We start from the raw sequence: 20,365 nt of genomic DNA on the forward strand, positions 1-20,365 counted from the left end.
AAGAATACGTTAATGGCTGAAAGTCAATATCCTTTCTTCTCGCCTCCTTGGGACAATCTGTTATATTCCAAATATAAAAGACAACGAGAGTTTCTTGTAACAAATCAGGTAAAGTCATTTCGATTTTGCGCCATGCATTATTTTATCTGGAAAAGTAACGATGTTTTTGTACATAAGGAAAGTTTTCTTTTATTAAGAAAAACAGCATGAAGGATGATGACAAAACAAAACCTTCGATTAATGCTGAAGGGTTATGGACAGTTTACGCATTTAAGATTAGCATCTATCACTATATCCCTTCTAAGAGTTTTTAATAAAGTATGAAAGCAAGAGCCATCGTCGCCTCGCCTCATTAAGAAATGTAGAAAGCCCTTATATAGATAAGGACTTTTTGCTAAAGGCTCTGATATGTTTTGTTATGAATTTAACGGCAGGATAATATCCACTTTCGTACCTTTGTTTTCCACACTTGAAAGATATATCTCCCCATTGAATGATTGAATAATTCTTCTGCATACGACAAGACCTAAGCCTGTTCCAGATGACTTGGATGTATAAAACGGTTCAAACAGCTTTTTCAGTTCTGTTTCAGGAATACCTACACCAGTGTCATATACCGTAATGCTGACACGATTATTCAATTCTTTTAATTTAATTGTCAGTGTACCGCCGTTTTCCATTGCTTCTAATGCGTTTTTCGTAATGTTTAGAATGACCTGTTTCATTTGATCAGCATTGCAATATACAAACAGCTTTTTTTTGGCAATTTCAAAATGACATTCTACGTTATAAAGATTTGCCTCTGAGAGGATCAGGGGCTTTAATTCTGTAACAATGTTTTCAATGTTTAAAAGCTGTTTTTTAAGTTCTGTCGGTTTGCCCAAAATCAGAAACTGGCTGACTATTTCATTAATTCTATTAATCTCTTTTTGAATAATCGAGAAGTAGAATTGATCTTCCGCATCCTTATGCTTTTCACTTAACAGCTGTACGAGGCCCTTGATGCCAGTTAAAGGATTTCTAATTTCATGTGCAGAACTAGCGGCCATATTGCCGACCAGTTCGAGCTTATGCAGTTCATTTTCTTTATTTTCTTGGTCTGCTTTCTTTTTGTGATGATAAAGAATGATGACAAAATACAGTAAATGAAAACATATAAAGAAGATGAGCAGTAAAGGCCAGTTCTTTGTTATGATTTTTTTGGTTTTAATTTCTTTTTGCTCTACAATTATCTTCCAAGGTAAGCTGTTCATAGGCAAGGCAATTGTGGAGCTGCTTAGAGATATTGGTTTATTCATACTTAATATAGTTTCTTTTTCTTCGCTAATAACGGCAATATTGCTTTTGGGTGTGAGCATTTCCATCACATTCGATAAATAATCGACCCTTAAATAAGCAATAATTAAGTTCACCACATGCTGCTGATCATCTAAAACTGGCTTGGCAAGACCGATTACTTTTTGTCCATCGACAAGGTAATCTGTTTTGTTTGAGACGGTTGCAATTTTTGCTTTAATGGCTTCTTTTACATAATCTTCTTGAGGGATAGCCATTTCTTCAATTTTCCTGTCTGTTCCAGCAATTCTATTGCCAGCAGGATCGAGTATGTAAATTCCTCCATACATTTGCTCCTGTAACAGGAGCTTTTTCAGGAAGATATTTTGTTTAGCTTTATCCCAATTACCTGAAGAGGATTCCAGCATGATGCTGACAGTATTCAATGAGTTAATCGTTTTATTAATAAAATTATCCCATTGCCTTTGATGAACAGAAGCAATTCTGTATGCATTTCTCTCATGCTTTGCGACTTCTTCCTTTTCTTTTGTAAACAATAATATCCCTGCTGCCAGAAGAAACGGGAAGATGGCAACAGTTATATATATTAATAATTTTTTAACAATCATACACATCTTCTCCATTAAAAATAACCAATTTATGTTTTAAGTAGATTTGTTTCTAAACTTATAATATACCATAAATTCCAAAAGAAGTAAGCAACTAGATGCCTATCTTTCGATTAAACAAATTGTCTGTAAACAATCCTGTTGATTCATTCGGAAAAAAAGGGTATGGTAAGAAGAGAAATTGACAAATACAAGGAAAAAAAGTATAATTAATTTGAATTCGAGATATTTTTATATAAAGGAAGAATAAATATGGGCAATGAAGAAACAAATCAATCATTAAAATTATTTATTGTGCTGTCAAGAGCATATCGAGCAATTAACGAAAACGTCAATAAACTTATTCACACATATGGATTGAATCCAACAGAATTTGCTGTTTTAGAACTGCTGTATCATAAAGGTGATCAGCCTTTGCAGCAAATTGGCGGAAAAATTTTATTGGCAAGCGGAAGTATCACGTATGTTGTGGATAAACTTGAGGAAAAAGGCTATTTGAAAAGGGTTGCCTGTCCTACTGATAGAAGGGTGACAATTGCATCCATTACCGACAGCGGAAAAGAAATGATCGAAACAATCTTTCCAAGCCATGAACAAAGAATTCATGATCTAATGTCTGAGCTTTCCACTGAAGAAAAGGAAACCGTCATACAGCTTGTAAAAAGATTAGGTCTTTCTGCCAGCGGAAAAAAATAACCAATTTGTTTAAAGAGGGGAGATACCCCTCTTTTTTTTATACTAATAATATATTAGTATAAACTAGTTTTACTAAGAATGCAGGAATATAGAGGCTCGCTGTATAATAAGAATAGTTGGATAAGAAATTAGATTTATTTCCGTTATACAACTATAATTATGAAAGCTTTGCGAAAAATAAAATAGCTTGGAGGAACATACGTGAAATTTTCAGCATTTACATACGAAAGACCAGATGTAACTAGCATAAAAAAAGAGATGGGCGCATTATTAGAAACCTTTAAAACTGCTGAAAATCTCGAACAGCAGATTGCAGTAATTGAAAAAATCAATAAGATCCGCAACAATGTTTCCACACAGTTTAATATTTGCTATATACGCCATTCGGTTGATACTGCTGATGAATTCTATCAACAGGAGCAGGATTATATTGACGAAATCTCTCCTGAAATAGAAGGGTTAGAAACGAAGTATTACGAGGCACTTGTGCAATCGAAATTCAAGGATGAGCTTGAAGCGAAATGGGGCAAACAATTATTCGCTTTAGCAGACGCTCAGCTGAAAGTCTTCTCCGAAGAAGTAATGTCTTTGCTGCAGCAGGAAAATAAGCTTTCAACAGAATATACAAAGCTAATGGCTTCTGCAAAGATTCATTTTGAGGGTGAAGAAAGAACATTGGCACAAATGGAGCCTTTTACTGAATCGAAAGACCGTGCTGTCCGGAAGGATGCAAATGAGAAGAAGTTTGCCTTTTTAGCGGAAAATGAAGCACAGCTTGACCGGATTTATGATGATATGGTTAAGGTCCGCACCGAAATCGCAAAGAAATTAGGATACAATAATTTTGTTGAGCTTGCTTACTACCGTATGTATCGCACAGATTATGATGCAGAGATGGTTGCTAAATTCAGAGAGCAGGTAAAGGAGCATATTGTTCCCCTTGCATCTAAGTTAAAAGAAAGACAGAAGAGCCGAATTGGCGTAGAAGAACTAAAATTTTATGATGAGCCGTTCAATTTCTTATCAGGTAATGCAGCGCCTAAAGGTGATTCAGAATGGATCCTTGAAAATGGCCAAAAGATGTACAATGAATTGTCAAAAGAAACAGGCGAGTTTTTTAAACTGTTAAATGAAAATGAACTGATGGATTTAGTCGCTAAAAAAGGAAAAGCCGGCGGAGGGTACTGCACTTTTATTGAGGATTATAAGGCGCCGTTTATCTTTTCTAACTTCAATGGAACTTCCGGTGATATCGATGTATTGACACATGAAGCAGGACACGCATTCCAGGTGTATTCAAGCGGTGCTAATTTTGATATCCCAGAATACTACTGGCCGACATATGAAGCGGCAGAAATACATTCAATGAGCATGGAGTTTTTTACATGGCCGTGGATGGACCTGTTCTTCCAGGAAGATGCAGATAAATATAAATTTTCCCATTTAAGCTCCTCCTTGCTTTTCCTTCCATACGGAGTGTCTGTTGATGAGTTTCAACATTGGGTTTATGAAAATCCGGAAGCAACACCGAAGGAAAGAAAGCAGGCCTGGAGAGAAATTGAACAAAAATACTTGCCGCATAAAGATTATGATGGAAATGACTATCTAGAAGGGGGCGGCTTCTGGCAAAGACAATCCCATATTTACACATCTCCGTTCTATTATATTGATTATACGCTTGCCCAGATTTGTGCCTTCCAATTCTGGAAGCGATCAAGAGAGAATCAGGAGGAAGCTTGGGCTGATTATGTGAAACTATGCCAGCTGGGGGGAAGCCTGCCTTTCACAGAACTGGTGAAGGAAGCAAACCTGATATCTCCATTTGAAGATGGCTGTGTGGAATCAGTAATTGGAGAAATTGATGCATGGCTTCAATCTGTTGATGACAGCAAGCTTTAAAGAGGAAAAGAAGACCACATCATTATGATGTAGTCTTCTTTTTTTAAAGACGTTTTAGAAATAATCTATGGCTTTCCGACAAAGTAAACGATGTGCGGATAGCGAATATGATAATGAGCATCGCCGGCAGTTAATGGAATATGGTCAATCGCGACCCCGCTCCATACTTCATCTAATGCTCCCATTGTTATAATAACGCGCAGGTTTTTGTCTAATAGGTGATCAAGAAACACAGGCTCTGCTGAGACAGTATAAGCAGGGGATAATTGCTTCATTATATCGGGAAATTGTTTAGAAAATGTATAATGGAAAGGGGCAGTTTCGTTTGCTGTTGCCATTGCTGAAATGGCTGCATTAATGAATCAACTCCTTTATTACTAATAAAGTATGTTAAGCATTCATAAAGGTGCTAAAGTCAGAGAATGAAATATAGGCAAAAAAAACCGGCAAGGAATACTCCTTGCCGGTTTTTTCGTTTACTCATATATTTCTGTTTTAATTTCTTTTTCAGAAGGGTCCCATATCATAATTGCTTTTGATTCTTCATTTGTTCCAGACAGTTGAACAGTAATCGGTAAATAATCCGGAAGTATTTGTGATTCAATTTTGCCGCCGACATACTCTATCATGGCTGTTGTTTCAGAAGAGGTGATATTAGGTGCTTCAATATCAAGGGTAATATTGGACAGCTCGTCTTCTTCATAGAGAAGCTTTCCGGTCATGATAATGTTCAATGATTTAAACTGTGTTTGTATATCTTCTTCCAGCGTCGAAAGAACATTCGATAACGAGCGGTCTAAGCTTTCAAATGTACTCGAAGGGAAGGCGATATACTTTCTGTTAATGTCATTCCATTTAGCAATAGTATTGTCGTTTTTGTCAATATAAGAGGAAGCTAAAAACTTACCTGGCACGATATTGCCTTTATTTGTTTCTTCATAAAGAGTTAAAAATATTGGAACATCTGGGATATCGCTGTTCGCTCTTATTCTCTTCAAAATCGTTTCTGCAATTTTTTTCCCTTGTTCTTCGACTTCGTTTTTACCGTTTTCTGTTTGATCTACCTTTATTTCGTCTGTATAAACCAATCCTGCAGCATCTGTTGCTCGAATATAATAGATTTTATTTAAGGAAACAGCTAAAGAGATGCCTTGAATCTTTCCTTTGCTATTCACATAATCTTGTTCGAGCACATGTGAAAGCACCTTCGGATTTTTCTTTTCGTCCTTTAATATGTCGCCAGTATCTGTTAACGATGGGTTTAAGCCATTTTTGTCATCTGACTTTCTTGCAATCCAGCTGTTTATCGTTGCTGAATCCAAATATTGCCCTTCTTGCAGATAGTAGTTATCTGTTGGAAATTGGTCTGTTGATAAATCCATCAAGCCCATTTCCAACTCTTTAATGTCGACTAGATTATCGACATTGTTTACTATTGCGCCTCTTGCAATATTTACTTTAACGGGCTCTGCAATTCTGTAAATTTCTTTGTTTTGTATGACAGTAGTTGGAACAGTTTCTTCTGTGCCTCCATTGCCAGTGTCGTTATTACAAGCAGCGAGCAGTGTCACTAAAACCGTACTCAGTAATAATTTCTTGTATTTCATTAAAGTAGCTCCTAACCAAGTAAAAATATGTAGAAAAAATGAATACCATTTATATGGTAACATGTTAATGTCTTATTAAATTACAAAAATATAGAGTGTAAAGCCAATGTTTATTCTACCATGTAGATTTTCTTTAGTAAAATGATGTCTGATTTGTAGGGGAGCTAAATGAAAATAGTATCTCACCTTCTGGATATTACAGCTCTGTTTTTGTTGTATATGTTAAAATGAAGGAAAAAGATGTAAATTATCCGTTGGAGGTTTAATATGTTTGCACCGAAATGGAGTAAAGTAAAAAAGCATTTACAAAGCTTTATAAGTCCATCCTTAATAAACAGAGTCGATTTTTTGATTATCAATTATCGTAAAGTCCATGATAACTTAGGAAGAGCGGTTATTACGGTGGATAAAAAAGAAGTATGGAATATGTGTACAATAACAGCTGAGCGAAAAAAATTAGAGAATGTCAGAACATCAGTTAACGTATATTATTTAGATGGTTTTGTCAAAACAACAGCGAGAGGGGACTTTGCTCATAAACGCATGAAGGAGGAGAGCTTTGCCCAAGCTGATTTTTTTGATGGGCTGCAACAATACTTCAGCACACAAATTCACGTATCCTTGCAATCAAGCAATATGCTGATAAAAATCTTAGCTCTGCTTGATAGACGTGTCGGTAAAAGGACGTTAATACGCCTTTTTGACACTATCCAAACAGAATCGGAACTTGTGCAATTCTTTTACAAGCTAAGATGTGAAGCTTGCGGGATAAATGTTTATAAGTAAAAAAAACGCTCAGAAATGTTCTGAGCGTTGAAGCATTTATTGGACAACCGTGCTGCTGTTCACTTGTTTAATGATGATGTTATCATCTTCTAATACGGCAGTAAGTTCGCCAGCCTCTGGTTCATCTAAGATAAAGTCAGCAAGGCTGTCTTCGAGATGCTCTTGAATGACTCTTCTTAGCGGGCGTGCACCAAAGTCTGGGTGTGTTCCCAGTTCTACCAGTTTTTCTTTTGCTTCAGCAGTAACAGTCAAAGTGATATGCTGTTCTGCCAGTGCATCTGAAAGGTCTTCTAATAATAAATCAGTAATTTTTAGCAAATGTTCTTTTTCTAATGATTTAAATTCAACGATTGCATCAAAGCGGTTTAAGAATTCCGGTTTAAAGAAATTGCCTAATGACTGAAGCAGAGTGCTTTCTTCTAATGCAGCGTTATTCTCAAAACCAACGACGATTCGTTTATGGCCGATGCCGGCGTTGCTTGTCATAATGATAACACTGTCTTTAAAGCTTACTGTTCTGCCTTGGCTGTCAGTCAATCTGCCATCCTCTAAAATTTGCAGGAAGATTGACTGAACGTCTGGATGTGCTTTTTCAATTTCGTCTAACAGAATGATGCTGTACGGATTGCGACGTACTTGTTCTGTTAACTGACCTGCTTCTTCATGGCCGACATAACCGGGAGGAGAGCCGATGATTTTGCTGATGCTGTGTTTTTCCATGTATTCACTCATATCTAAGCGAATCATGCTGTCTTTGCTTCCGAATAATTCATTCGCTAATGTTTTTGTTAATTCCGTTTTACCAACACCAGTCGGTCCGACGAATAAGAAGCTTCCAATTGGTCTGTTTTTAGATTTCAAACCTGCACGGCTTCGTTTAATTGCTTTCGCCACTTTTAGAACAGCCGCTTTTTGACCGATGACTTTAGCTTCTAAATTATCTGCCAAGTTTTTCATTTTTTGCTGTTCATCCTGTTGCAGCTTGCCGACAGGAATGCCAGTTTTCTTCTCAATCAGCTCTTGAATCAGCGTAACATCTACAACAGGTTTTTCTGTATTTGGATTATTTAATGCTTTTTCAAGCTCCTGTTCCTCTTTGCGCAAGCTTGCAGCTGCTTCATAGTTTTCTTCTTTTAACACAGCCTCTTTTTGTTTAGCAATCTCTGCTAGACGGTTATCAATTTCCTCTGTATTTGTGTAGCTTGAAGCTAAGTTCATTTTAGAGCCGGCTTCATCAAGCAAATCAATTGCTTTATCTGGCAAGAAACGGTCTTGAATGTAGCGGTGTGACAATTCTACACATGCTTTAATTGCTTCATCTGTGTAAGCTACTTCATGGAATCTTTCGTATTTATCTTTAATTCCCTCTAGTATGGCAACAGCTGCCGAAACAGTTGGCTCAGCCACTTGGATCGGCTGGAATCTTCGTTCAAGTGCAGCGTCTTTTTCAATTTGGCGATATTCCTTTAACGTTGTTGCACCAATGATATGCAGTTCGCCCCTAGCAAGAGCCGGCTTAAGGATATTTCCAGCATCCATAGAGCCTTCAGCTGATCCAGCTCCCACCAGCTGATGAATTTCATCAATAAAGACGATAACATTTTTTCTTTCTTGGATTTCCAGAATAATTTGCTTCATACGTTCCTCAAACTGACCGCGTATGCCTGTGTTTGTTACTAAGGAAGCGACATCAAGCAAATAGATTTCTTTGTTTTTTAATTTCTTAGGTACATTGCCTTCTGAAATTTTAAGCGCCAAGCCCTCTGCGATTGCTGTTTTACCAACACCTGGCTCACCAATCAGGACTGGGTTGTTTTTATTTCTTCTATTTAATATTTCAATCACTCTGTCGATTTCATTCTCGCGGCCGATAACTGGATCAATCAGACCTGCATGAGCTAAATGATTTAAGTTTTTTCCGAATTTATCTAAAATACCATTTGTTTTATGAGATGGAGCTTCTTGATTTTCTTTGCTTGCCCCTGATTGTTGAAAGTTTTGATTAAATGATTTAAACAATTCATCAAAAGGGGAAGATTGTTGGAAAAACATTTGGTTAGATGTCATTTTTTGTTTTTCTTTTTGATAGCAGCTGTGGCATAGATTTACATTGTTTTCTTCATTATTTAGAACAAAACGCAGGCTCACATTTGCATGGTTAGTTTGGCATATTTGACATTTCATATAAAAATCCTCCTTTTGGAATTTGATCAATTTTGACCTTTTGTAATTATGATTATACTTTGACCTTTTTTGACTTTCAACTATTTTGCCTGATGAAATTATTGGAAATTTAATGGTCCTTTTAAAAATCCACCTAAGAAAAAGGAAAGATTACAGACACTTTAGCGGAAATAAAAGCAGATTACAAAGAAAATGCTCGTCATTGTTTGTCCATTTTGTCATATAGATTAGATAAGGAGGGAAATATGTGAAAAACAAATGGAGTGGAGCCTTTCAGCTTGCAGCTGTATATGTAGGTACTGTTGTGGGAGCTGGTTTTGCAACAGGTAAAGAAATAGTAGAATTTTTCTCTCAGTTTGGCATGATCGGTTTGTTTGGGATACTTGCCTCTGGTCTAATATTCTCTTATTTAGGCTCAAAACTAATGAGAATATCGGTAAAAATAAAAGCGAGATCATATCAGGAATTTACAATATTTCTGTTCGGCAGAATAGCAGGAAGTCTAGTCAATGTCTTAATGCTTATCATGCTTATTGGAGTATGTGCTGTCATGCTGTCAGGGGCAGGAGCTGTCTTTGAAGAGCAGCTTGGGTTAAGCAAATCTTTTGGAGTTATCTTTACCATAATTCTTTCATTAATTGTTATGCTTGTTGGTATGAAGGGATTATTTGCGGTTAATACATTTGTAGTACCTATAATGATAACTTTCAGCTTCATTTTGTTTTCTTTGTCGATTCAGCTGCCTGGCTTTATGGATCGTATTGATGATTACACAATGGTGGATTGGAAAGGGCTGACATCTCCATTTTCTTATACAGCATTAAATCTTTCTTTGGCGATTGCTGTACTTGTTCCGGCAGCTTCAGAAATAGGGGATGATGAAACAGTAAAATGGGGTGGGATAATCGGTGGTATTGCTTTAATGTTTATCCTTCTTTCGAGTCATTTTACGTTAATTATGCTCGAGAATATCGACAGCTACGCGATTCCGATGGCGTCTATTATGAGAAATCTGGCTCCAAATCTTTCTTGGATATATATTCTTGTCATATATGGGGAAATCTTCACTTCTGTCATAGGCAATGTTTACGGGTTGGAAAGGCAATTGAACCAGTATATAAAAATCCCGGGCATCCTCATTATTGCCTTAATCTTTGCAGTATCTTATTTGATCAGTTTCATTCACTATGGAACACTGCTGTCTTATCTATATCCGCTTTTTGGGTATATAAGCCTTGTTTTTTTACTGCTGTTATGGGCAAAGCCGATTCCACAAAAAAATGTCTGACTCCAAAGAGCCAGACATTTTTACTTGTTAGTTAATAAGTGCTTGCAGTGGGGAAGGGATGCGGCCGCCGCGGTCAACAAGCTTTTGAGAGCTGTACGGATTAACACCCATAACTGGAGCTCTGCCAAGCAAGCCACCGAATTCAACCATTTCGCCTTCTTTTTTACCAGGTACAGGGATTACACGAACAGCAGTTGTTTTTTTGTTAATCATTCCGATTGCTGCCTCATCAGCGATAATTGCCGAAAGGGTGGCAGGTGAAACGTCTCCTGTAAGTGCAATCATATCAAGTCCAACAGAGCAGACACATGTCATTGCTTCTAGTTTTGACAATGTTAAGCTGTCATCAAGAATTCCGCGAATCATACCATTGTCTTCGCTGACAGGAATGAACGCTCCGCTCAAGCCGCCAACATAGGAGCTTGCCATTGCGCCACCTTTTTTCACAGCATCGTTCATAAGTGCAAGTGCTGCAATCGTTCCGTGTGTACCGACACGTTCAAGACCGATTTCTTCCAATATATCAGCAACACTGTCATTAATAGCATTCGTCGGTGCTAAAGACAGGTCCATAATTCCAAATGGAACCCCTAGGCGTTCTGCTACCACTCGACCAATCAGCTCACCAGCACGGGTAATCTTGAAAGTTGTCTTTTTAATAATGTCAGAAACCTCTCCTAAATCTGCATCAGGATATTTTCGCAATGCATTAAGCACAACACCAGGTCCGCTGACGCCAACATTAAGAACAACTTCTCCTTCACCAGCTCCATGGAAAGCACCAGCCATAAATGGATTGTCCTCAACAGGATTACAAAAGACAACTAGTTTTGCACATGCTAATCCGTTTTGGTCTTTCGTCCGTTCCGCTGCGTTTTTAATGATAATTCCCATTTGTTTCACAGCATCCATATTGATTCCAGTCCTTGTAGTAGCAACAGAGATAGATGAGCATACTCTTTCTGTTACAGCAAGCGCTTCAGGCAGTGCATCAAGCAGTGTTTGATCACCTTTTGTGATGCCTTTATGAACCAATGCAGAGTAGCCGCCGATAAAGTCAACATTCAAGTCTTTTGCTGCTTTATCCAAAGTTTTTGCCAGCTCAATTGCTTGTTCTACTGTTGCATTTCCAAGAATTTCAGCAATTGGAGTAATAGAAATCCGTTTGTTGATGATAGGGATCCCATATTCTTTTTCCGCTGCTTGGGCAACCTCTGTAAGCTTGCTTGCATAAGTAGTGATTTTTTTATAAACAGCGCTGTTCATTTTATTGAAATCAGAGTCAGCACAATCATACAGGCTTATCCCCATTGTAACTGTACGGATGTCCAAATTCTCCATTTGGACCATATTGATGGTTTCCATCATTTCATTTAATGCAATTTTCACTTTTTTTCCCTTCTTTCTTAGACACGGTGCATGGATTGGAATATGTCTTCTAATTGGATATTAATTTTTAAACCAAGCTGATTGCCCAATTCATCCAGCTGCTGGCGCAACTCATCGAGATTTTCTTTTTGAGTAATATCGACTATCATCATCATCGTAAAAAAGTCCTGTAAAATCGTTTGGCTAATATCCAAAATGTTGACATTGTTTTCTGATATGATAGTAGTCACCTTGCTGATAATTCCTACTTGATCTTTACCTACTACACTTACAACTGCACGTCGTTGCTGCATGATATCACCTCATTATAATGATGGTCTTTTGTTAAGAACGCCTTACAAAGTTTTAGTTGTTACTGCATATTCTGCTGCTACCCCCTAAAATTATGTAAGCTTAAGGTAGTGGTTCTTATAAAAAAGACAATTACAATTTGTACACGTTAAAAGAGAGAAAACGTTCCTTCCTAAAACAAAAAAGAGATTGGAATTCCTCCAATCTCTAGTCCAAAGAATAACGAATACACTATAAAAGTATAGATCAGTTACTCTCCTGTCCTTTTACCTGAGATTGTGAATCCTTCGGTGCCTTGAAAAAGGTCTCTCCAGAAGCTGCTCCTGCCATAGTGTAATCCATGACATTCAACGCACGCTATTCGTATATAAAATTATATTTGTGATGTTATCAGTTTTTTTTGATTTGGTCAACAACATTTCTTCCAGCAAGAATTACTGGCAAATAGGTTGACGCTGGATAATTTTAAAAACTCCGCTCATGCTAACAATAGCAAGAAAGGAGGTGCACTATGTCTAAGGCAAAACGAGAAGAAGAAAGAGAGTGGACTGTCCGTAAGCAGAAACAGAAGCCGCACGGAAAGGTCAAAACAAAAAAAGAGCTTGCTGAAGAGTAGAAGCTACTTATACTTAGAGTAAATAACAAGAAGCCGGCTATGCCGGCTTCTTGTTATTTAATTATTTTATAATTTTTATGATTAACGACCGTACGTTGTTCCAGCTCAAGGTCGCGATAATTATCCATATATGTCAAATCTACTATTACCGAATTCTCATTTACTTTTTCTACAATTCCTTGCAGGCCTCTAAATTCAATGATATTGCCAACCTCAGCTCTCTTCATTTGTACTCTCTCCTTATACGCCAAATTTATATAATTCTGTATTTTTAGTTTGCACTAAAAAAACTTTCCCGTAAAGAAATATGGATATATGATGAACAAAGAAGGCATTTGTTTATATCCATTTCGTGCAGTTTAAAATTAAACCGCTTACCTTTTGGGGTAATCCATTAATCGATGCAGTTAATCTAGGCTAACTTTTGCATCTTAGAAGTAGGATATTAGGCTTATGCACACGTTCAACAGCTTGGACAAAAGTTTATTCGTATGAATGAAGTTATTATAACATAGTTTTCAGTAATTGGTAATTATATGCACATTCATATCTTATAGACATTGTATGCAAGGATGAACAAATTTGTTTCCAGCAATCATGTGTGATAATAATATTTATATGTGCATTGTTTAAAGAAATGATAGGTAATAATGAAAAGGCAGGTAATTGGATTATATGTTGCAGGAAGAAGTTATACATGTGTTAGAGCAATTAAAATCTGGAGAACTTAAGGAATATAAAGTAAGCAAAGCCGATTTTCTCGCTTTCCGTCTCGAACTCGTTAAGAGGGAGGATTTTAAGCATTACCGGGGAATTGCTCAAAGAGGCGGCGATGTTATTTATCAATACCTCGAAGAACCGAGAAGCTAGTTGGTAGGAAAAGACTAGTTGTAGGTAATTGGTACGAGGTATGTGCGTACAAAGCTTTTTTATGTTTGTGCGATATTTTTCATTGTCTCATCGGAAAAGAAATGCTATCCTACTTTTGAGATGTCTTTTTTAAAAATAACTTAAATGCCTGATAATTATCATTAATTTACATTTTTTCTTATGCTTTTGGAAAAAACTATAATGGTCAAATAATATATATAAAAATGTTGATTTTACAGTAAACACAACAATCCAGCAAGTCTTGTACGCTTGATGGCTATTCGGACAAGTTTAAAATTTACATCTTTTATACTTTCAGTTTACAATAGTAGCTATTAAATTATATATTAGTTATGGATAAACAATTTTCTTGACTATTATATAGGGTTGTTTAAGTTGAAAAGGCTTAATGCATCTTATTTATTATTTGAATGAAGGAGTTTGATTTTTAATGGTAGAAAAACAATTTAAAGTTATCGCAGATACAGGGATTCATGCCCGTCCAGCAACTCTTTTAGTACAAGCTGCAAGCAAGTTTGACTCTGAAATTAACTTAGAGTTCAAAGAAAAAAAGGTTAACCTTAAATCTATCATGGGTGTTATGTCTCTTGGAATCGGCCAAGGCGCTGACATTAAAATCATTGCAGAAGGCAGTGACGAAACAGAAGCTATTAACGGTTTAGAAGAAACATTGAAAAAGGAAGGACTTGCTGAATAATGAGTTTTTTACAAGGAATTGCTGCCTCTAGTGGAATTGCCATTGCTAAAGCATATCGTTTAGTAGAACCGGATTTATCTTTTGAAAAGAAAACAGTAGAAGATGCTGCTGCTGAAATTAACCGTTTCCAAGCTGCTCTTTCTACTTCTAAGCAAGAGTTGGATGCTATTCGTGAAAAAGCGAACAAAGAATTAGGTGCTGATAAAGCAGCGATCTTTGAAGCGCATCTTTTAGTATTAAGCGATCCAGAATTAATCGCTCCAATTGAAGACAAAATCAACACAGAATCTGTAAATGCAGAAGTTGCTTTGAAAGAAACAACAGATATGTTTATCAACATGTTTGAATCAATGGATAATGAGTACATGCAAGAGCGTGCTGCTGATATCCGTGACGTTACTAAAAGGGTTCTTTCTCACTTGCTAGGTGTACACTTGGCTAACCCAAGCATGATTTCAGAAGAGGTTGTAGTGGTAGCGGAGGACTTAACTCCATCTGATACAGCTCAGTTGAACCGTCAATTTGTTAAAGGCTTCACAACAGATATCGGCGGAAGAACTTCTCACTCTGCTATCATGGCTCGTTCTTTGGAAATTCCTGCAGTAGTTGGAACGAAAAAAGCGACAGAAGAAATCTCAAACGGTGATTTAGTAATCGTTGACGGATTGAAAGGTGAAATCCATATCAATCCAACTCCAGAAGTAGTAGAAAGCTACAAAAAAATTGCTGCAGAATATGAAGAGCAAAAAGCTGAGTGGGCTAAGCTTGTTAACGAGCAAACTGTCAGCGCTGATGGTGTGCATGTAGAATTGGCTGCAAACATCGGTACTCCAAACGATTTAGAAGGTGTTACTTCTAACGGTGGAGAAGCAGTAGGTCTATACAGAACAGAATTCCTTTACATGGGCAGAGATCAGCTTCCAACAGAAGATGAGCAGTTCGAATCTTACAAAGCTGTTCTTGAAGGAATGAAAGGTAAGCCGGTTGTTGTTCGTACATTGGACATTGGTGGAGACAAAGAGCTTCCATACCTTGAACTTCCTAAAGAAATGAATCCATTCCTAGGATTCCGTGCAATTCGTCTATGTCTAGAAGAAACTGGAATCTTCCGTACGCAATTAAGAGCATTGCTTCGTGCAAGCTCATATGGAAACTTGAAAATCATGTTCCCAATGATTGCAACATTAAACGAATTCCGTGCTGCTAAAGCATTGCTTGAAGAAGAAAAAGCAAACTTGACTGCTGAAGGTGTAACAGTTGCTGATAAAATCGAGCTTGGAATTATGGTTGAGATTCCTTCAACAGCTGTATTGGCAGACCAATTTGCGAAAGAAGTTGATTTCTTCAGTATCGGTACAAATGACTTGATCCAATACACAATGGCTGCTGACCGCATGAACGAAAGAGTTTCTTACCTGTATCAGCCTTACAACCCATCCATTCTACGTCTTGTTAAGATGGTTATTGATGCTGCGCATAAAGAAGGCAAATGGGCTGGAATGTGCGGAGAGATGGCTGGAGACGAAACAGCAATTCCGTTATTGTTAGGTTTAGGATTGGATGAATTCTCTATGAGTGCGACATCTATCCTTAAAGCAAGATCACAAATTCTTAACCTGTCTAAAAAAGAAATGGAAGAGCTTGCTGAAAAAGCATTGCAAATGTCCACAACAGAAGAAGTTATGGAAGCAGTTAAAGCTGCAGCAAAACTTTCTTAATCAGGCAGAAAAAATAAATAAATTTTTTAATAAAAAAAGTGAGGATTCATGTTTAGAATTGCTTGCAGCGGGTAAAAATAAACTAAGCACAGGCACTTAAAGTTTTTTAAGTTTGCTAAGCTATTCTCATTTTCCCCTTATTGACTGACTAGTAGCCTAGTCAGTCCTTTTTTTGCTTCTTTTTCTCATGTCCTGTTAATGAATTATTTTAAGCCTGTATGGTATGATTGAGGAGCAAACGAAGAAATTGGGAGGGAGAATGGAATGCTTTCTAAAGAAAATACGGTAATTGGATTTATCGGCATCGGTGTAATGGGAAAAAGCATGGCGCGCAATCTCATGAAAAAAGGGTATTCTGTTGTGGTGTATAACCGCACGAAGGAAAAAGCAGCAGATTTGCTGCAGGAAGGCGCAGCTTGGGCTGCAAGTCCGAAAGAAGCAGCGGAAAAAGCTAATGTTATCATTACGATCGTTGGCTACCCTAAAGATGTGGAAGAAGTGTATTTAGGGGAGAATGGAATCATAACAAACGGCAAAGAAAATACATATGTGATTGATATGACAACATCAACTCCAAGCTTGGCTAAAAAGCTTTTTGAAGAAGCTAAGAGCAAAAAGATGCATGCATTAGATGCACCTGTTTCTGGCGGCGATATTGGCGCTAGGGAGGCTAAGCTGTCGATAATGGTCGGAGGAGACAAGGAAGCCTTCCATGATATGCTGCCAATTTTCGAAATCTTGGGAACAAATATCGTTTACCAAGGTCCGGCAGGCTCTGGACAGCATACGAAGATGTGCAATCAGATTGCCATTGCTTCGAATATGATAGGAGTTTGTGAAGCGATTGTTTATGCTGAAAAAGCAGGCTTAAACCCGGAAAATGTTTTGAAAAGCATTTCGACAGGAGCAGCGGGCAGCTTTTCGTTGACTAACTTGGCTCCGAGAATGATTAAAGGAGACTTTGACCCAGGTTTTTATATTAAGCATTTTATTAAAGATATGAAAATTGCCATGGAAGAAGCAGAAAAAATGGGCATGGAAACACCAGGCTTGACGCTGGCTGAAAGCTTGTACAGCAGACTGTCTGCTTTAGGTCAAGACGAGTTGGGCACACAGGCATTATATAAATACTGGCAGCAATAAAAAAAGGAACTCTCCTTAAGCACAGGAGAGTTCCTTTTTTTGTTTAATGGGAGGCTAAATATGCTGCAAGTCTGTCACATGCCTCTTTTAATGTATCAAAAGAATAAGCGAAGGAAATGCGGAAATAGCCTTCTCCTAAAGCTGAAAAAGCGCTGCCTGGAACAACTGCTAAATTGGCCTTTTCCACTAAATCCAAGCAAAAGTCAAAGGAGCTTGTGCCTGCTACAGGTATCTTAATGAAAAAGTAAAAGGCGCCGTCAGGGTTTATCACTTCTAAGCCCATATCTGCCAGGCGGGAGTAAAGATAGTCCCGTCTTTTTTTATACTCCTCTTTCATTGCTAAACTGTCATTAATGCCGACAGTTAATGCCTGTAATGCTGCTCGCTGGGAAACAGATGACGCGCATGTCACGTTGTATTGATGAACTTTCAATATTTGCTGGCAAATGCTTTCAGGAGCAAACAGAAAACCAATTCTCCAGCCTGTCATGCTGTGAGATTTAGATAGACCATTAATCACAATCGTTTTTTCTCTTAAAAAACTGCCGATGGATATATGATCAGCATCAAAGAGTAGTTCGCTGTAGATTTCATCTGCCAGTACGAATATATCTTTGTCTTTAAGCAGTTCAGCTATAGCCAAAAGTTCCTGCTTGTTAAGGCTGACACCTGTCGGATTGCTTGGATACGGCAAAACGATGCATCTAGTCTTATTTGTTATGTATGGTGCAATAAGCTCTGCAGTAAAGCGAAACCCATTGTCTTTAATATCCACATAAACTGGATTTGCCCCGCAAAGGCGAACTATCGGCTCATATCCAGGATAAACAGGTCCTGGAAGTATCACTTCGACACCTTCGTCTAATATGGTCCGGAAGGCTATATCGATTGCTTCACTTGCGCCTGCAGTTACAATAACCTCTGATTGGGGATTATAGTTTAAGCCGTATTTTTGGTTGACAAAGTTACTTGCTGCCTCTCTGAGTGAAAGATCTCCTGCATTATGAGTATATGTCGTAAAATCCTCATCAATTGCTTTTTTGGCAGCTTCTTTAATATGATCTGGTGTAGGAAAATCAGGCTGGCCGATTGTAAGGGAAAGCATGTCTTTTTTGCCTGCAACCATGTTGGAGAATTTACGAATTCCGGATATTTCAATATCCTTTACTTTTTTGTTTATCAAATATTCCATGTTTTCCACCTTATTTTTTATTTTCTGCTTATTATTAGTATCATAACAAATCCGTGTTATCTTGAAAACATTAGCCTGACCATAAAAAAAGAAGCACTTTGAAAAAAGCGCTAAAGTTTATTGCAAAGATTAATAACCGTAGTCCCAATCTATATCATTTTTGAGAAAAACGATGTCTCCATCCGCGGGCGTAAGAATGAAATTTATTTCCTCTGTGACAGAAGTGTCTGCAATTTGTATATTTTCAACAATGATGATAGATGAATCAAGGTTAAAGAAAATGGCTGTACTATTCATCGGTTTACTTCCCCCCTTATACGCTCCATCTTAAGTTACTGATGCCCTATACAATATCCTATTCGCAAAGGATATTTTCGATTAGATTTTAGCTCGAAATTCACAAAGTTGTGCTTTTTTAAAGCGTATGGCAGAACACTTAAAGTTTTACGATTACAGTTTATTTACATAAAAAGGGTTGTTTCCTTTAATTTCAGCAGATAAGATGGAAAAGGAGGAGGTTATTACCATAAATGTATGGATAATGGGGGTAATCTTCATTTCCTTTCATATAATGATAAAACAAGTTCTGTTTGATTGAAGGAGGTCAATTTATAGAATGGAACAACGAAAAATCCAAACGAAAGATTTACGAGGGCCCGCACTGTATTTTTCATTGCCAATACTCGCTTGGGCTCTATATGATGCAGCAAACACGATATTTTCTTCCAATATTAACACGATATTTTTCCCTTTATATTTAAAAGAGGTAATTGGCTCAAATGAGGTTCAAGACCAAATAGCCAGCACGTTAATATCGTATTCTAACGCACTAGCTAGCTTTTTGTTAGTTTTATTCTCCCCTTTGTTTGGCGTGCTTATGGATAGAACAGGGAGGAAAAAGAAATATATTATCATTTTTACGATCATAACAGTTATTTCAACTGTTCTGATGGGAGTTTTCGGAGGAATCACATTCCAAGACTCTATCATAGGCATACCTATGTCATTATTTATCGTTATATTATTATTCGTTTTTGCAAAGTTTACTTACCATTCTAGTCTTGTATTTTATGATGCGATGATTTCAGATCTTGGCACAAAAGAACAGCTGCCGCTTATTTCTGGATTTGGTGTGGCAGTTGGATATATGGGGACATTGATTGGCTTGCTTGTATACATATTTGTTGGAGATGATAACTTTCATCAATCATTTATCCCGACAGGCTTGCTGTTTTTATTATTGTCTCTACCGCTTTTCTTTATTATTAAAGATACTCCAAAACAGACTGCAGAAAAACAATCCTTTCTGTCTGGCTATAAGGAAATCTATGAAACATTTAAGCAAGCAAAGAGCTACCGTAATATCTTTACTTTTATGATTGCTTATTTCTTCTTAAATGATGCAGTGGCTACGACAATTGCGATGATGGCTGTTTATGCACAAGCCATAGTTGGGTTCTCTACGGGCAAGTTTATTGTTTTATATTTAGTCTCAACACTATCAAGCATAATAGGCTCTTTTATTTTTGGTTACATTGCAAAAAGAATCGGTGCTTATCAATCAATCAGAATTGTGGGGTATCTATTAGTTGCTGCCTTAATTATCGCAACAGCTGCTTGGAATGAGCTGATGTTCTGGATTGCTGGAAGCATGTTTGGTATTGCTCTTGGCAGCATGTGGGTTACTTCTAGAACGTATATCGTTGAAATTACCCCCGAGGAAAAAAGGGGCCAGTTTTTTGGTTTATTTGCCTTCTCAGGTAAAGTTTCCTCTATTGTTGGTCCTCTTCTATATGGAAGCATCACCTTAATTTTTGCTGATTTAGGAGATACTGCGAGCAGGATGGCATTAGGGTCACTAATCATCCTAACTATAATAGGTTTGATCGTGCACGGAAAGGTACAAACAGATAAATAACGAACAAATAGGCTGAAACATAAGGACGTCAATCTCTAATCAAAACCAAACTATTAACGATTAATAATTTGGTTTTTTGCATGAATATAACAATGAAAAGTCTTAGCAGAATGGAGCGGAGGATACCAGACTTCTGCGGGTAAAAG

19 protein-coding genes and 1 riboswitch are annotated in these 20,365 nt (G+C 37.3%); of the genes, 10 read left to right on the forward strand and 9 right to left on the reverse strand.

All coding sequences use genetic code 11. The annotated features are described in order from the left end of the window. Window positions 1–416: 416 nt before the first annotated feature. Window positions 417–1,904, reverse strand: coding sequence for a PAS domain-containing sensor histidine kinase (locus L8T27_RS06200; RefSeq protein ID WP_237941138.1), 1,488 nt, complete (start codon window positions 1,902–1,904; stop codon window positions 417–419). Window positions 1,905–2,156: 252 nt separating this feature from the next. On the opposite strand from L8T27_RS06200, the gene L8T27_RS06205 reads away from it, so the two are divergent. Both L8T27_RS06205 and L8T27_RS06210 read left to right on the forward strand, forming a co-directional pair. Then, window positions 2,157–2,600: a MarR family winged helix-turn-helix transcriptional regulator gene (locus tag L8T27_RS06205; RefSeq protein WP_237941139.1), complete on the forward strand. Its 444-nt coding sequence runs from the start codon at window positions 2,157–2,159 to the stop codon at window positions 2,598–2,600. Between the two features lie 201 nt (window positions 2,601–2,801). After that, window positions 2,802–4,499, forward strand: coding sequence for a M3 family oligoendopeptidase (locus tag L8T27_RS06210; protein ID WP_237941140.1), 1,698 nt, complete (start codon window positions 2,802–2,804; stop codon window positions 4,497–4,499). A 65-nt stretch (window positions 4,500–4,564) separates the two neighbouring features. Here the strand turns inward: L8T27_RS06210 and L8T27_RS06215 are convergent, their stop codons facing one another. Together L8T27_RS06215 and L8T27_RS06220 are read right to left on the reverse strand one after the other, a co-directional pair. After that, window positions 4,565–4,837, reverse strand: a complete 273-nt coding sequence (locus L8T27_RS06215) for a DUF2642 domain-containing protein (protein WP_237941141.1) — start codon at window positions 4,835–4,837, stop codon at window positions 4,565–4,567. 138 nt (window positions 4,838–4,975) lie between these two features. Further along, complete coding sequence (locus L8T27_RS06220) at window positions 4,976–6,106, reverse strand: CamS family sex pheromone protein (RefSeq protein WP_237941142.1); 1,131 nt, start codon at window positions 6,104–6,106, stop codon at window positions 4,976–4,978. Window positions 6,107–6,373: 267 nt separating this feature from the next. On the opposite strand from L8T27_RS06220, the gene L8T27_RS06225 reads away from it, so the two are divergent. Continuing rightward, window positions 6,374–6,892, forward strand: coding sequence for an SF0329 family protein (locus L8T27_RS06225; protein WP_237941143.1), 519 nt, complete (start codon window positions 6,374–6,376; stop codon window positions 6,890–6,892). A 36-nt stretch (window positions 6,893–6,928) separates the two neighbouring features. Here the strand turns inward: L8T27_RS06225 and L8T27_RS06230 are convergent, their stop codons facing one another. Further along, a complete protein-coding gene (locus L8T27_RS06230; protein WP_237941144.1) occupies window positions 6,929–9,076 on the reverse strand; it encodes an ATP-dependent Clp protease ATP-binding subunit in 2,148 nt (715 codons plus the stop codon). 247 nt (window positions 9,077–9,323) lie between these two features. Between L8T27_RS06230 and L8T27_RS06235 the strand changes: the two genes are divergently transcribed. Further along, window positions 9,324–10,364, forward strand: coding sequence for a YkvI family membrane protein (locus L8T27_RS06235; RefSeq protein ID WP_233314636.1), 1,041 nt, complete (start codon window positions 9,324–9,326; stop codon window positions 10,362–10,364). Between the two features lie 27 nt (window positions 10,365–10,391). On the opposite strand, the gene L8T27_RS06240 is transcribed toward L8T27_RS06235, so the two are convergent. Next, complete coding sequence (locus L8T27_RS06240; RefSeq protein ID WP_237941145.1) at window positions 10,392–11,753, reverse strand: PFL family protein; 1,362 nt, start codon at window positions 11,751–11,753, stop codon at window positions 10,392–10,394. Window positions 11,754–11,770: 17 nt separating this feature from the next. Continuing rightward, the gene (locus tag L8T27_RS06245; protein ID WP_233314633.1) at window positions 11,771–12,046 is read right to left on the reverse strand and encodes an ACT domain-containing protein; all 276 of its coding nucleotides are present in this window, start codon (window positions 12,044–12,046) and stop codon (window positions 11,771–11,773) included. 246 nt (window positions 12,047–12,292) lie between these two features. Further along, window positions 12,293–12,368, reverse strand: a riboswitch (glycine riboswitch). A gap of 187 nt (window positions 12,369–12,555) precedes the next feature. On the opposite strand from L8T27_RS06245, the gene L8T27_RS06250 reads away from it, so the two are divergent. Then, entirely contained in the window at window positions 12,556–12,660 is a 105-nt protein-coding gene (locus L8T27_RS06250; RefSeq protein ID WP_233314632.1) for a DUF6254 family protein, read from the forward strand. A 53-nt stretch (window positions 12,661–12,713) separates the two neighbouring features. Here the strand turns inward: L8T27_RS06250 and L8T27_RS06255 are convergent, their stop codons facing one another. Further along, complete coding sequence (locus tag L8T27_RS06255; protein WP_233314631.1) at window positions 12,714–12,887, reverse strand: YkvS family protein; 174 nt, start codon at window positions 12,885–12,887, stop codon at window positions 12,714–12,716. 448 nt (window positions 12,888–13,335) lie between these two features. On the opposite strand from L8T27_RS06255, the gene L8T27_RS06260 reads away from it, so the two are divergent. The 4 genes from L8T27_RS06260 to L8T27_RS06275 all read left to right on the forward strand — a co-directional run bounded on the left by L8T27_RS06260 (window position 13,336) and on the right by L8T27_RS06275 (window position 17,109). After that, a complete protein-coding gene (locus tag L8T27_RS06260) occupies window positions 13,336–13,530 on the forward strand; it encodes a hypothetical protein (RefSeq protein ID WP_233314792.1) in 195 nt (64 codons plus the stop codon). A 451-nt stretch (window positions 13,531–13,981) separates the two neighbouring features. Further along, a complete protein-coding gene (locus L8T27_RS06265) occupies window positions 13,982–14,248 on the forward strand; it encodes a phosphocarrier protein HPr (protein WP_127735011.1) in 267 nt (88 codons plus the stop codon). Then, window positions 14,248–15,966: a phosphoenolpyruvate--protein phosphotransferase gene (gene ptsP / locus L8T27_RS06270; RefSeq protein ID WP_237941146.1), complete on the forward strand. Its 1,719-nt coding sequence runs from the start codon at window positions 14,248–14,250 to the stop codon at window positions 15,964–15,966. The genes L8T27_RS06265 and ptsP overlap by 1 nt, the downstream gene beginning before the upstream one ends. Window positions 15,967–16,230: 264 nt before the next feature. After that, window positions 16,231–17,109, forward strand: coding sequence for an NAD(P)-dependent oxidoreductase (locus L8T27_RS06275; RefSeq protein ID WP_233314628.1), 879 nt, complete (start codon window positions 16,231–16,233; stop codon window positions 17,107–17,109). Window positions 17,110–17,152: 43 nt separating this feature from the next. Here L8T27_RS06275 and L8T27_RS06280 read toward each other — a convergent pair whose 3' ends face one another. Together L8T27_RS06280 and L8T27_RS06285 are read right to left on the reverse strand one after the other, a co-directional pair. Continuing rightward, window positions 17,153–18,301: an aminotransferase A gene (locus tag L8T27_RS06280; RefSeq protein WP_237941147.1), complete on the reverse strand. Its 1,149-nt coding sequence runs from the start codon at window positions 18,299–18,301 to the stop codon at window positions 17,153–17,155. 129 nt (window positions 18,302–18,430) lie between these two features. After that, window positions 18,431–18,598 carry a hypothetical protein gene (locus L8T27_RS06285; protein ID WP_237941148.1) on the reverse strand — a complete coding sequence of 56 codons (168 nt, stop codon included), beginning with the start codon at window positions 18,596–18,598 and terminating at the stop codon, window positions 18,431–18,433. Between the two features lie 319 nt (window positions 18,599–18,917). On the opposite strand from L8T27_RS06285, the gene L8T27_RS06290 reads away from it, so the two are divergent. Further along, on the forward strand, window positions 18,918–20,219 hold the full coding sequence (locus tag L8T27_RS06290; RefSeq protein WP_233314624.1) for an MFS transporter: 1,302 nt from the start codon (window positions 18,918–18,920) through the stop codon (window positions 20,217–20,219). The last annotated feature ends 146 nt before the right edge of the window (window positions 20,220–20,365 follow it).

Source organism: Niallia sp. Man26 (genome assembly GCF_022049065.2).
Taxonomy (GTDB): domain Bacteria; phylum Bacillota; class Bacilli; order Bacillales; family Cytobacillaceae; genus Niallia.

Coding starts and splice junctions, on each gene's coding strand:
- L8T27_RS06200 (WP_237941138.1), bottom strand. CDS start 1,904: ATGATTGTTAAAAAATTATTAATATATATAACTGTTGCCATCTTCCCG.
- L8T27_RS06205 (WP_237941139.1), top strand. CDS start 2,157: ATGGGCAATGAAGAAACAAATCAATCATTAAAATTATTTATTGTGCTG.
- L8T27_RS06215 (WP_237941141.1), bottom strand. CDS start 4,837: ATGGCAACAGCAAACGAAACTGCCCCTTTCCATTATACATTTTCTAAA.
- L8T27_RS06220 (WP_237941142.1), bottom strand. CDS start 6,106: ATGAAATACAAGAAATTATTACTGAGTACGGTTTTAGTGACACTGCTC.
- L8T27_RS06225 (WP_237941143.1), top strand. CDS start 6,374: ATGTTTGCACCGAAATGGAGTAAAGTAAAAAAGCATTTACAAAGCTTT.
- L8T27_RS06230 (WP_237941144.1), bottom strand. CDS start 9,076: ATGAAATGTCAAATATGCCAAACTAACCATGCAAATGTGAGCCTGCGT.
- L8T27_RS06245 (WP_233314633.1), bottom strand. CDS start 12,046: ATGCAGCAACGACGTGCAGTTGTAAGTGTAGTAGGTAAAGATCAAGTA.
- L8T27_RS06250 (WP_233314632.1), top strand. CDS start 12,556: ATGTCTAAGGCAAAACGAGAAGAAGAAAGAGAGTGGACTGTCCGTAAG.
- L8T27_RS06255 (WP_233314631.1), bottom strand. CDS start 12,887: ATGAAGAGAGCTGAGGTTGGCAATATCATTGAATTTAGAGGCCTGCAA.
- L8T27_RS06260 (WP_233314792.1), top strand. CDS start 13,336: ATGTTGCAGGAAGAAGTTATACATGTGTTAGAGCAATTAAAATCTGGA.
- L8T27_RS06265 (WP_127735011.1), top strand. CDS start 13,982: ATGGTAGAAAAACAATTTAAAGTTATCGCAGATACAGGGATTCATGCC.
- ptsP (WP_237941146.1), top strand. CDS start 14,248: ATGAGTTTTTTACAAGGAATTGCTGCCTCTAGTGGAATTGCCATTGCT.
- L8T27_RS06275 (WP_233314628.1), top strand. CDS start 16,231: ATGCTTTCTAAAGAAAATACGGTAATTGGATTTATCGGCATCGGTGTA.
- L8T27_RS06280 (WP_237941147.1), bottom strand. CDS start 18,301: ATGGAATATTTGATAAACAAAAAAGTAAAGGATATTGAAATATCCGGA.
- L8T27_RS06285 (WP_237941148.1), bottom strand. CDS start 18,598: ATGAATAGTACAGCCATTTTCTTTAACCTTGATTCATCTATCATCATT.
- L8T27_RS06290 (WP_233314624.1), top strand. CDS start 18,918: ATGGAACAACGAAAAATCCAAACGAAAGATTTACGAGGGCCCGCACTG.